We start from the raw sequence: 12,049 nt of genomic DNA on the forward strand, positions 1-12,049 counted from the left end.
GGAGAGGGACGCCAGCGGCAGCCGCGCCGACTGCTTCAGCCGCTCCAGCACGATGGAGGAGCGCACCCGGGCGACGCTCTCATGCGCCAGCAACGTCTCGTTGACCAGGCGGGAGAGGCCCTTCAGGTCCGGCACGATGGCCTTCAGCAGGTAATCGGCGTCGCCGGTCATGGCGTAGGCTTCCTGCACCTCCTCCACCCGCTCGAGCAGCATGCGGAACAGCCGCGAATTCTCCGCATTGTGCGCGGCCAGCGTGACCTGGATGAAGGCCAGCACCCGCAGCCCCAGCGCCTCCTCGTCCAGCGCGGCGTGGTAGCCGGCGATCAGCCCCGCCGCCTCCAGCGCCGAGCGGCGCCGCGAGCATTGCGAGGGGGAAAGCCCGACCCGCTCGCCCAGCTGCTGGTTGGTCAGGCGCCCATCCTCCTGCAGCGCCATCAGCAGCTTCAGGTCGAACCCGTCCAGCGTGGGAATTCCGTGCATGGGAGGACTTTTCCATGCGCCATCCATGCGCCGCAAGGCGCATCGGCGCCGGCTTCGCACACATCATGTGCCGGCGCCGCGCTAGCCTCCGGAGAAGCACCGGAGGAGAGAGACGTACCATGGGCCCCTTTCCGCATGACGCGCCGCCACCCGCCATCGACGACCACAACCCGATGGGCACGGACGGCTTCGCCTTCGTCGAATACGCCCATCCCGAGCCGGAGAAGCTGCACGCGCTGTTCCGGCAGATGGGCTTCGCGCCCGTCGCGCGGCACCGGGACAGGGCGGTCACGCTGTACCGCCAGGGTGACGTCAACTACCTGCTGAACGAGGAGCCGGGCAGCCAGGCCACGCGCTTCGCCGCGGCGCACGGGCCCAGCGTGCCCTCCATGGGCTTCCGCGTGGTGGATGCGCAGCATGCCTACCGCCGCGCCCTGGCGCTCGGCGCCGCGCCGGCCGACCCGGCGGAAGGCGGCCTGGCGCTGGATATCCCGGCGATCCGGGGCATCGGCGGCAGCCTGCTCTACTTCGTCGACCGCTACGGCGCGGCCGGCTCGGTCTACGACGATTGCGGCTTCGAATGGCTGGGCGAGCGCGAGCCCGCGCCCCGGGGGGCGGGGCTGTTCTACATCGACCACCTGACCCACAACGTCCACCGCGGCCGGATGGACGTCTGGTACGAGTTCTACGCCAGGCTCTTCAACTTCCGGCAGATCCGCTACTTCGACATCAAGGGCGAGTACACGGGCCTGTTCTCCCGCGCGCTGACCAGCCCGGACGGACGCATCCGCATCCCGCTGAACGAGAGCGCGGACGAGGAGAGCCAGATCGAGGAGTATCTGCGCGCCTACAAGGGCGAGGGCATCCAGCACATCGCCTGCGGCTGCAGCGACATCTACGGCACGATCGAGGGGCTGCGCGCCGCCGGCCTCGCCTTCATGCCCGCGCCGCCCGACACCTATTACGAGCGCGTGGATGCGCGCCTGCCCGGCCATGGCGAGGACATCGCGCGACTGAAGCGGAACGGCATCCTCGTCGATGGCGAGGGGGTGGTGGAGCACAGGAAGGCCCGCCTGCTGCTGCAGATCTTCTCCGGCAACGTCATCGGGCCGGTGTTCTTCGAGTTCATCGAGCGCAAGGGCGATGACGGCTTCGGCGAGGGCAATTTCCGCGCCCTCTTCGAAAGCATCGAGGAGGACCAGATCCGCCGCGGCGTGATCGGCGCGGCGCGCGAGCCGGCGGCGGCGAAATGAGGCGCCGTGGCGGGCGGCGGAGCATCCGCGCGCAGCGCCTGCGGCTTCCAGCGCCGCTCCGGCAGGCCCTGGCCGGGCTCATCGCCCGGCTTTCCATCGCATCCGTGACGCCATAGGGTCTTCCCGGCGCCGTCTTCCCCGGGCCGGCGGGCCGGTACGGCGAGGCGCCCCGGCAGGCGGAAGACCCCGGAGGCAGGAGGAACGACCATGAACCAGTCCACGCGCCCCGGCAGCGCGGCCGGCCAGGCTGCGGCCGGCGCCGGCACCGCCTATCTCTCCGGCTTCGGCAACGGCTTCGAGACGGAGGCGCTGCCCGGCGCCCTGCCCATCGGCCGCAACTCGCCGCAGCGCTGCGCCTATGGCCTCTATGCCGAGCAGCTCAGTGGCTCGCCCTTCACGGCGCCGCGCGCCAGCAACGAGCGCTCCTGGCTCTACCGCATCCGCCCCACCGTGGCGCATTGGGGGCGCTTCGCACCGGCCGAGGCGGGGCTGTGGCGCACCGCGCCCTGCGCCGAGACCGAGCTGCCCCTGGCGCCGCTGCGCTGGGACCCGATCCCGCTGCCGGCGGAGCGCCTCTCCTTCCTGGAAGGCGTGCGCACCATCACCACGGCGGGCGACGCGGCGACGCAATGCGGCATGGCCTCCCACATCTATCTCGCCACCCGCTCCATGCAGGACGAGTATTTCTACAACGCCGACGCCGAGATGCTGTTCGTGCCGCAGCAGGGCGCGCTGCGGCTGTGGACGGAGTTCGGCATCATCGACATCGCGCCGGGCGAGATCGCCGTCATCCCGCGCGGCGTGAAGCTGCGGGTGGAACTGCCGGGGGAGCAGCCGGCGCGCGGCTATCTCTGCGAGAACTATGGCGGCGCCTTCACCCTGCCCGAGCGCGGCCCGATCGGCGCCAACTGCCTGGCCAACCCGCGCGACTTCCTCACCCCCGTCGCCGCCTATGAGGACCGCGAGGTGCCCTCCACCCTGACGGTGAAGTGGGGCGGCCGGTTCTGGCGCGCGCCGATCGGCCAGTCGCCGCTCGACGTGGTGGCGTGGCACGGCAACTACGCGCCCTACAAATACGATCTGCGCCGCTACTCGCCCGTGGGGCCGGTGCTGTTCGACCATGCGGACCCGTCGATCTTCACCGTGCTGACCGCGCCCTCCGAGACGCCGGGCACCGCCAACATCGACTTCGTCATCTTCCCCGACCGCTGGCTGGTGGCCGAGGACACCTTCCGCCCGCCCTGGTACCACATGAACGTCATGAGCGAGTTCATGGGCCTGATCCACGGCGTCTACGACGCCAAGACCGGCGGCGGCTTCGTCCCCGGCGGCTTCTCGCTGCACAACACCATGCTGCCGCACGGGCCCGACATGGCCGCCTTCGAAGGCGCCAGCAGCGTGGCGCTGAAGCCGCACAAGCTGGAGGGCACGCTGGCCTTCATGTTCGAGACGCGCTTCCCGCAGCGCGTCACCCGCTACGCCGCCGAGGCGCCGCAGTTCCAGCAGGACTATGCCGGATACGGCCAGGCGCTGCGCCGGCATTTCGACCCGGCCCGCCCGTGACGGCGACGCTCGATGCCACGCACGACCCGGCGCTGCGCAGCTGGGTGCCGGGCGCCGACGGCCATGCCGATTTCCCGATCCAGAACCTCCCCTTCGGCGTCTTCGCGCCGCCAGGGGAAGCGGCGCCGCGCGGCGGCGTCGCCATCGGCGGCCATATCCTGGACCTCGCGGCCGCGCTGCGCGCCGGGCTGTTCGAGGGCGCCCTGCGCGACGCCGCCGCGGCCGCCGCCACGGCGCCGCTGAACGGCTTCCTCGCCCTCGGCGCCGGCCCGCGCCGGGCGCTGCGCCAGCGGCTCTCGGCGATCCTCGCCGCCGGCAGCGCCGACCAGCCCCGCGCCGCGCCCTGCCTGCACGATGCCGCGGACTGCACCCTGCACCTGCCGGCGAGCATCGGCGACTACACGGATTTCTATGTCGGCATCCACCACGCCACCAATGTCGGGCGCGTCTTCCGGCCGGACAATCCGCTGCTGCCGAACTACCGCCACGTGCCGATCGGCTATCACGGCCGCGCCTCCTCCGTGCGCGTCTCCGGCACCGATGTGCGGCGGCCGCGCGGCCAGCTGAAGGCGCCCGACGCCGCCGCGCCCCGCTTCGCCCCCTGCGAGCGGCTGGACTACGAGCTGGAGCTCGGCGTCTGGGTGGGCCCCGGCAACGAGCTTGGCGCGCCGGTGCCGGTCTCCGGGGCCGACGCCCACATTGCCGGCTTCTGCCTGCTGAACGACTGGTCGGCGCGCGACATCCAGGCCTGGGAGTACCAGCCGCTCGGCCCCTTCCTGGCGAAGAGCTTCGGCACCACCATCTCCGCCTGGGTGGTGACGCCGGAGGCGCTGGCGCCGTTCCGCATGCCGCAGCCGCCGCGCCCGGAGGGCGACCCCGCCCCCCTGCCGCATCTGCTGGACGCGGCGGACCAGGCGGGCGGCGCCCTCGACATCGCGCTGGAGGTGCTGATCCTGACGCCGCGGATGCGGGAGCAGGGCTTGCCGCCGCACCGCCTCGCCCGCTCCGGCAGCCGGCACATGTACTGGACCGTGGCGCAGATGCTGGCGCACCACACCAGCAATGGCTGCAACCTGAACCCGGGTGACCTGCTCGGCACCGGCACCCTCTCGGCGCCGGAGGCGGAGGGCCTCGGCAGCCTGCTGGAGAGCACGCAGGGCGGGCGGGTTCCGGTGGCGCTGCCCGGCGGCGAGACGCGCCGCTTCCTGGAGGATGGCGACGAGATCATCCTGCGGGCCCGTGCCTGCCGCGCCGGCGCCGCGCCGGTCGGCTTCGGGGAGTGCCGCGCCCGCATCCTGCCCGCCTGACCACAAGCAGCAACAATTCCAGAGGAAACGCCCATGCCTTCGCTCACCCGCCGCCGCCTGGGCCTTTCCCTGGGCCTGTCCCTCGGCCTGCTGCCCTTCGCCCGCGCTGCCGGCGCGCAGCCCGCCTGGCCGGCGGCGCCGCTGCGGTGGATCGTCGCCTACCCCGCCGGCGGCGGCACGGACACGCTGGCCCGGGTGCTGGGCGCCGCCCTCTCCCGGGCGCTCGGCCAGCCCGTGGTGATCGACAACCGGCCCGGCGCCGCCACCAATATCGGGGCCGACGCCGCGGCCAAGGCGGCGCCGGACGGCCTGACCCTGTTCAGCGCCGACAATGGCACGCTGGTCTTCAACCCCGCCCTGTTCAGCCGCCTGCCCTACGACCCGGAAAAGGATTTCCGCCCTGTCGGGCTGATGGCGCGCTTCCCGCTGGTGCTGGCGGTGAAGCAGGACAGCCGCCTGCGCGATGCCCCCGCGCTGGTCGAGGCGGCACGGCGCGACCCGGGCGGCATCGACTACGGCTCACCCGGCATCGGCTCGCCGCACCACCTGACCATGGCCCGGCTGGCGCGGGAGACCGGCATCACGCTGACGCACATCCCCTATCGCGGGCTCGCCCCGGCCATGAACGACCTGCTGGCCAGGCGCTTCGAGGCCTCGATCCTGGATCTTCCCTCCGGCGGCGACTTCCTGCGCGGCAAGGGCGCCCGGCCGCTGGCCGTGTGCGGCGCGGAGCGGCACCCGGACCTGCCGGGCGTGCCCACCGTGGCCGAGGCGCTCGGGCTGCGCGGCTTCCAGGCCGCCGCCTGGCAGGGGATGGTGGTGCCGGCGCGCACGCCGGATGCGGTGGTGGAGCGCCTGGCCGCCGCGCTGGATGCCGCGCTGCGCGAGGAGGCGGTGCAGAGCCGGCTGCGCGGCATCGGGCTGGAGCCGCTGCCGGGCGACGCGGCGGCGTTCCGCGCCCTCTGGGCCGCCGAGCGGGACAGCTGGGTGCCGCTGATCCGCGACCTCGGCATCACCCTCGACTGAGGACAGGCCGGCCAGCCGCGCCGGGGCCGTAGGGGCGTGGCGAGGCGGACCCGCTCAGCCCGACGCTGCGGCCGCCGCCGCCTGTGGCAGCCCGGCCGCCAGCACCGTCTCGCCCGTCTGCTCCAGCGCCCGTGCCGCCGCCTCGCCACCCAGATAGGGAACGGCGGCGAAGGCGCCCTCCACCAGCAGCAGCATGGAATCCCCCAGCGCCGCCGGGTCGGCGGCACCGGCCCCGGCGCAGAGATCGCGCAGCAGCTGGCGCATGGTGTGCTTGCGGGCGTCGGCCACCTTGCGGGCGGGGTGGCAGGCATCGGGGAACTCGACGATCGCCAGCGCCATCGGGCAGCCGCGGAAGCCCGGGCTGCGCAGGGCGGCGGCGGCGGCGCGCAGGAAGGCCATCGGCCGCTCCGGCGCCGGCATCTCGCCGCGCAGCACGGGGCCGTACCACAGCTCCTCGGCGGCGCAATCCTCGTGCAGGATCGCCTCGACCAGCGCGTCCTTCGAGGGGAAGGCGCGGTAGAGGCTCATCTTGGTGGTGCCGGCGACGCGGCACACCTCCTCCACCCCCGTGGCGCGGATTCCCTGCCGGTAGAACAGGTCCTTCGCCGCCTCCAGCACGCGCTTCGCCGCCGGGCGCGGATCCCGCAGACCGCAGGTCTTGGTCGTCGCCGAATCGCTCACCGATACCTCCTTGCCGCCATTCCCACCACCGGAGGGAAGAACGCCCGGGGCAAAGCATCTTTGCATGCCCCCTTGCAATGATACTGACCGGTTCGTATCAATACGTGACGAACCGGTCGGTATCACCCGACCCAGGAGATAGGCGATGCCCTCCCCCTTCCGCAAGATCAATCCCCTGGCTCTGGGCCTTCTGGCGCTTGCCCTGCCGCTGGCGGCCGCCGCCCAGCCCGCCCCGCCCGCGGTCACCGTCGCCGAGCCGCTCCGCCGCCAGGTCACCGAATGGGACGAGCACATCGCCCGGCTCGAGCCCTCGGCCCGCGTCGAGCTGCGCCCGCGCATCTCAGGCCAGGTGCAGAAGGTGCATTTCCGCGATGGGCAGGTCGTCCGCGAGGGGGACCTGCTGTTCACCATCGACCAGCGGCCCTTCGCCATCGCCGTCGAGGCGGCGCGGGCCGAGATCGCCCGCGCCCAGGCGAAGCTCGACCTGGCGCGGCAGGACATCGACCGCACGGCGCCGCTGGTGCGCGACCGCATCGCCCCGCAGGCGCAGCTCGACACCCGCCGCGCCGCCCAGCGCGAGGCCGAGGGGCAGCTCGCCGCCGCCCAGGCGCAGCTGCGGCAGGCCGAGCTGGAACTGAGCTGGACCGAGGTGCGCGCCCCCCAGCCCGGCCGCGCCTCCGACCGCCGCGTGGATGCCGGCAACCTCGTGCAGGCCGGCGGCACGCTGCTGACCACCATCCTGACGCTCGACCCCATCTACGCCGTGTTCGACATGAGCGAGGCCGACTACCTGCGGCTGGCGCGCCAGGGCGTCACGCGCCCGGGCGCCAGCCCCGCCGTGCAGCTGCGGCTGGCCGACGAGACGGGCTGGGCGCGCGAAGGCAGGCTCGACTTCATCGACAGCGCGCTGGAAGGCCGCTCCGGCACGCTGCGCGCCCGCGCCCAGCTCGCCAACGCGGACCTGCTGCTGGCGCCCGGCCTGTTCGCCCGGCTGCGGCTCCGCGCCGGCGAGGGCGAGGTGCTGCTGATCCCGGATGCCGCCATCGCCGCCGACCAGGCCAGCCGCATGGTGCTGACCGTGGCGCAGGACGGCACGGTGCAGGCGCGGCCGGTGACGCTGGGGCCGGTGGTGGACGGGCTGCGCGTGGTGCGCCAGGGCCTCTCGCCCGAGGACCGGGTGATCGTCGCCGGGCAGCATCTGGCGCGGCCGGGGGCGAGGGTCACGGCGGAGGTGGCACCGGCTCGGCTGGCCGCACGGTAGCCAAGACGGGGGGAGAATGAATTCTCCCCCCGGCCCCCCTCTTCTTTTTTCTGACAGGCTGCCGCCGGCCGACAACGGAGGCCGGCCCTGACAGAAAAAAGAAGGGGGTGCGGGGCACTGCCCCGCACGGGGAATTCCTTTCCCCTGCCCTTCCCCCTTTGTTGGACGCCAAGCCATGCGCTTCGCCCGCTTCTTCATCGCGCGGCCGGTCTTCGCCGCGGTGATCTCGATCGCCATCACGCTGATCGGGGCCATCGCCGCCTTCCGCCTGCCGATCAGCGAATATCCCGAGATCGCGCCACCCACGGTGACGGTCACCGCCAACTATCCCGGCGCCTCGGCCGAGGTCATCGCCGCCACGGTGGCCACGCCGCTGGAGCAGGAGATCAACGGCACCGACGGCATGCTCTACCTCTCCTCGCAATCGACCGGCGACGGGCGGCTGACGGTGACGGTGGTGTTCCGCCAGGGGGTCGATGTGGACGCCGCCCAGGTGCTGGTGCAGAACCGCGTCGCGGTCGCCGAGCCACGACTGCCCGAGGAGGTGCGCCGCCTCGGCCTGCAGGTGCGCAAGGCCTCGCCCGACCTGCTGATGGTCGTGCACATGCTCTCGCCCGACGGCTCGCGCGACCAGCAATACGTCTCCAACTACGCCACGCTGAACGTGCGCGACCGGCTGGCCCGGCTGGAGGGCATCGGCGACGTGCAGATCTTCGGCGCGCGCGACTACGCCATGCGCATCTGGCTCGACCCGGCGCGCGTCGCCGCGCGCGGCCTGACGCCGGGCGAGGTGGTGGAGGCGCTGCGCCGCGCCAACATGCAGGTGGCCGCCGGCGGGCTGAACCAGCCGCCCACGGGCGCAGCGCAGGGCCAGGCCTTCCAGGTGAACGTACAGGCGCTGGGCCGCCTGACCTCGCCCGAGGAATTCGCCGGCACGGTGGTGGCCACGGGCGAGGGCGGCGCGCCGGTGCGGCTGCGCGACATCGCCCGCGTCGAGCTGGGCAGCCAGGACTACACGGTCAACGCCTACCTGAACAACCAGACGGCCACCGCCATCCCGCTGTTCCAGCGCCCCGGCTCCAACGCCCTGGCCACGGCCGATGCGGTGCGCGCCACGATGGAGGAGCTGTCCCGCTCCTTCCCCCCCGGCCTGACCTACAGCATCGTCTACGACACCACCCGCTTCATCGCGCAGTCGATGGAGGCGGTGCTGCACACCTTCGCCGAGGCGGTGCTGCTGGTCGTGGTCGTCGTCATCCTGTTCCTGCAATCCTGGCGCGCGGCGGTCATCCCGCTGCTGGCCATTCCGGTCTCCATCATCGGCACCTTCGCGGCGATGTCGGCGCTGGGGCTCTCGCTCAACACGCTGTCGATGTTTGGCCTGATCCTGGCCATCGGCATCGTCGTCGACGACGCCATCGTCGTGGTCGAGAATGTCGAGCGCCACCTGACGGACGGCATGCAGCCGCGCGCGGCCGCCGAACGCACCATGGACGAGGTAGGCTTCGCGCTGCTCGCCATCGCGCTGGTGCTCTGCGCGGTGTTCGTGCCCACGGCCTTCATCTCCGGCATCGCCGGCGCCTTCTACCAGCAATTCGCCGTCACCATCGCGGTGGCCACGCTGATCTCGGCGCTGGTCTCGCTCACCCTCTCGCCGGCCCTGGCGGCGCTGCTGCTGCGGCCGCACGCGCATGGCGCCGCCCCGACGGGCTGGCGCCGCTGGGCGGCGGCGCCCGTCGGGCTGTTCTTCCGCGGCTTCAACCGGATGTTCGACGCGCTCTCGCTCGGCTACGGCAACCTCACCCGGCGGCTGCTGCGCTTCTCGGCGCTGCTGCTGGTGCTCTATGCCGGGCTGCTGCTGGCCACCGGGCAGACCGTGCGCACCACCCCCACGGGCCTGATCCCGCCGCTGGACCGCGGCTACCTCATCGCCGCCTTCCAGCTTCCCCCCGGCGCCGCCCTTGCGCGCACGGATGCCGTGGTGCGCCGCGCCTCGGACACCGTGCTGAAGATCCCGGGCGTCGAGGGCGCGGTCGCCTTCGTCGGCTTCGACGGCGCCACCTTCACCAACGCGCCGAACAGCGGCGTCATCTTCATCACGCTCGAGCCCTTCGAGGAGCGCATCGCGCAGGGCCTCTCCTACGGCGCCATCCTGGGCGAGGTGCAGGCGCGCCTCGGGCAGGAGCGCGAGGCGATGGCCCTGGTCATCCCGCCCCCCTCGGTGCCCGGCATCGGCACCGGCGGCGGCTTCAAGCTCTATGTGCAGGACCGCACCGGGCAGGGGCCGCGCGCGCTGGAGCAGGCCACCAACCGCATCGTCGGCGCCGCCTTCCAGCGGCCCGAGATCGCCATGGCCTTCACCCTGTTCAACACCGCGACGCCGACGCTGCGCACCGAGGTGGACCGCAGCAAGGCGGAGATGCTGGGCGTGCCGGTCTCCCGCGTGGCGGAGACGCTCTCGGTCTATCTCGGCTCCTCCTTCGTCAACGACTTCAACATCCTCGGCCGCACCTACCGCGTCACCGCCCAGGCGGAGGAGGCGCAGCGCCTGACGCCACGCGACGTGGCGCTGCTGCGCGCCCGCAACGATGACGGCCAGATGGTGCCGATCGGCGCGCTCGCCAGCTTCGCCGACGACACGGCGCCCTACCGCGTGCCGCGCTACAACCTCTACCCGGCGGCCGAGATCCAGGGCGCGGCGAAGCCCGGCATCTCCACCGGCCAGGCCATCGCCGCCATGGAGGCGGTGCTGGCCAGCGAGCTGCCCGAGGGCTTCGGCTTCGAATGGACCGAGATCGCGCTGCAGGAGACCACGCAGGGCGACACGGCGCCGATCGCCTTCGGCCTGGCCGTGGTGTTCGTCTTCCTGCTGCTGGCGGCGATGTATGAGAGCTGGCTGCTGCCGCTGGCGGTGGTGCTGATCGCGCCCATGTCGGTGCTGGCGGCGCTGGCCGGCGTGGTCTGGCGCGGGCTCGACAACAACGTGCTGGTGCAGGTGGGGCTGGTGGTGCTGGTGGGCCTCGCCGCCAAGAACGCCATCCTGATCGTCGAGTTCGCCCGCGCGTCGGAGGCGGAGGGCATGACCCGCTGGCAGGCCGCCGAGGCCGCCGCCCGCACCCGCCTGCGGCCGATCCTGATGACCTCGCTCGCCTTCATCCTGGGCGTGCTGCCGCTGGCGGTGGCCACCGGCGCGGGCGCCGAGATGCGCCAGAGCCTGGGCACCGCCGTCTTCGCCGGCATGCTGGGGGTGACGGTCTTCGGCCTGGTGTTCACGCCGCTCTTCTACGTGGTGGCGCGCGCCATGGCCTCGCGGCAGCGCCGCGCCGCGGCGCCGGCGGGGGCGGCCGGCTAGCCTTGCCACGCCCCGGGGGCCTCCTGGCTCGGCGGCGGAATCGCCTACGCGGGGCTGGGCGCCACGGGGCTGCCGGCCTTCCTGCTGGTACTGTTCGCGATACCGGAGACCCGTGGCGGCGGCGGGGATGACGACTGAGCGGCACTGCGCTCAGCCCTCCTCCTCCTCGAACATGTAGCGCTGCACGTAGAGGATGTGCGCGCGCATGGCGCCGCGGGCGGCGGCGCGGTCGCGCTGGCGCAGCGCGTCGATGATGGCGCGGTGCTGCCGTTGCAGCGCGGCGCGGCGGGCGGGGGTCGCGCCGCGCGCCTTCAGCGCCCCCCATTCGGCCTGCAGCCGCACCCGCGCCAGAGAGCGGGAAAGGGCCATCGCCGCGCGGTTGTGCGTGGCCACGGCGATGGCGTCGTGCAGCGCACCGTCCCAGTGCTCGAAGGCGGCGAGGTCGGCGGCGGCCTCGGCCTGCTGCCAGCACGCCTCCATCCGCGCGAGGTCGGCCGGGCTGGCGCGGGCCACCGCCATCGCCACCAGCTCCGGCTCGAAGGCCAGGCGGCATTCCACCACCTCGGCCGGGCCGAAGGCCTCCGCCTGCTCCAGCGGCGGGCAGGCCGGCGCCGTCTCCGCCGCCGCCCCGGTGCGGAAGGTGCCGCGGCCGACATGGCGGTGGATCAGCCCCTCCGCCTCCAGCGCGTCCAGCGCGCGGCGCACCGTGTTCCGCGCCATGCCGTACTGCGTGCCGAGCGCCCGCTCGGTGGGCAGCTTCTCGCCCGGCTGCCAGCGGCCGGCCTGCAGCGCCTGGGCGAGGCTGTGGCGCAGCCGCTCGGCGTCGCCACGCCCGCGCGGGGGGGAGAGGGCGTCGCTCACGCGCCGGGCCCGGCGGCTTGACGGGTCCGGAATGGCTGATCAATATGGATCATAATTGGATCAATATAAGCCTGATATTGGTTCAGTTCCAGAGAAGGGTTCCTGATGCGCCTCGCCACGCTGCTTGTCCAGGGTCGTCCTCTCGTTGCGCTGGTCAGCGCGGAAGGCGACCGCTTCCATCCCCTGGCCGAGGCCCTGCCGGGCCTGCCCGAGGCCGCCGCGCGGGACATGACGGCCGCCATCGCGCACCTGGCCGAGAGCGGCG

General features: G+C 73.0%; 9 protein-coding genes. 6 read left to right on the top strand and 3 right to left on the bottom strand.

The annotated features are described in order from the left end of the window. Window positions 1-480 (bottom strand): Lrp/AsnC family transcriptional regulator (locus ACZJYS_RS17895; protein WP_493179817.1); only part of this gene is annotated, 480 nt, incomplete at its 3' end. A 119-nt stretch (window positions 481-599) separates the two neighbouring features. On the opposite strand from ACZJYS_RS17895, the gene hppD reads away from it, so the two are divergent. The 4 genes from hppD to ACZJYS_RS17915 all read left to right on the top strand — a co-directional run bounded on the left by hppD (window position 600) and on the right by ACZJYS_RS17915 (window position 5,629). Continuing rightward, a complete protein-coding gene (gene hppD, locus ACZJYS_RS17900; protein WP_109518197.1) occupies window positions 600-1,733 on the top strand; it encodes a 4-hydroxyphenylpyruvate dioxygenase in 1,134 nt (377 codons plus the stop codon). Between the two features lie 207 nt (window positions 1,734-1,940). After that, on the top strand, window positions 1,941-3,296 hold the full coding sequence (gene hmgA, locus ACZJYS_RS17905) for a homogentisate 1,2-dioxygenase (protein ID WP_109518196.1): 1,356 nt from the start codon (window positions 1,941-1,943) through the stop codon (window positions 3,294-3,296). After that, window positions 3,293-4,603, top strand: coding sequence for a fumarylacetoacetase (gene fahA, locus ACZJYS_RS17910; RefSeq protein ID WP_493179818.1), 1,311 nt, complete (start codon window positions 3,293-3,295; stop codon window positions 4,601-4,603). Before hmgA ends, fahA begins: the two co-directional genes overlap by 4 nt. Before the next feature lie 33 nt (window positions 4,604-4,636). After that, entirely contained in the window at window positions 4,637-5,629 is a 993-nt protein-coding gene (locus ACZJYS_RS17915; protein WP_493179819.1) for a Bug family tripartite tricarboxylate transporter substrate binding protein, read from the top strand. 54 nt (window positions 5,630-5,683) lie between these two features. On the opposite strand, the gene ACZJYS_RS17920 is transcribed toward ACZJYS_RS17915, so the two are convergent. Beyond that, window positions 5,684-6,310: a TetR/AcrR family transcriptional regulator gene (locus ACZJYS_RS17920; protein WP_493179820.1), complete on the bottom strand. Its 627-nt coding sequence runs from the start codon at window positions 6,308-6,310 to the stop codon at window positions 5,684-5,686. Between the two features lie 145 nt (window positions 6,311-6,455). Between ACZJYS_RS17920 and ACZJYS_RS17925 the strand changes: the two genes are divergently transcribed. Together ACZJYS_RS17925 and ACZJYS_RS17930 are read left to right on the top strand one after the other, a co-directional pair. Further along, a complete protein-coding gene (locus tag ACZJYS_RS17925; RefSeq protein WP_109518192.1) occupies window positions 6,456-7,571 on the top strand; it encodes an efflux RND transporter periplasmic adaptor subunit in 1,116 nt (371 codons plus the stop codon). A 175-nt stretch (window positions 7,572-7,746) separates the two neighbouring features. Further along, complete coding sequence (locus ACZJYS_RS17930; RefSeq protein WP_493179821.1) at window positions 7,747-10,923, top strand: efflux RND transporter permease subunit; 3,177 nt, start codon at window positions 7,747-7,749, stop codon at window positions 10,921-10,923. A 150-nt stretch (window positions 10,924-11,073) separates the two neighbouring features. Here the strand turns inward: ACZJYS_RS17930 and ACZJYS_RS17935 are convergent, their stop codons facing one another. Beyond that, a complete protein-coding gene (locus ACZJYS_RS17935; protein ID WP_493179822.1) occupies window positions 11,074-11,784 on the bottom strand; it encodes a FadR/GntR family transcriptional regulator in 711 nt (236 codons plus the stop codon). Window positions 11,785-12,049 lie beyond the last annotated feature (265 nt).

This window comes from Roseomonas sp. TS2, from assembly GCF_058833935.1.

Coding starts and splice junctions, on each gene's coding strand:
- ACZJYS_RS17930 (WP_493179821.1), top strand. CDS start 7,747: ATGCGCTTCGCCCGCTTCTTCATCGCGCGGCCGGTCTTCGCCGCGGTG.
- hmgA (WP_109518196.1), top strand. CDS start 1,941: ATGAACCAGTCCACGCGCCCCGGCAGCGCGGCCGGCCAGGCTGCGGCC.
- hppD (WP_109518197.1), top strand. CDS start 600: ATGGGCCCCTTTCCGCATGACGCGCCGCCACCCGCCATCGACGACCAC.
- ACZJYS_RS17915 (WP_493179819.1), top strand. CDS start 4,637: ATGCCTTCGCTCACCCGCCGCCGCCTGGGCCTTTCCCTGGGCCTGTCC.
- ACZJYS_RS17925 (WP_109518192.1), top strand. CDS start 6,456: ATGCCCTCCCCCTTCCGCAAGATCAATCCCCTGGCTCTGGGCCTTCTG.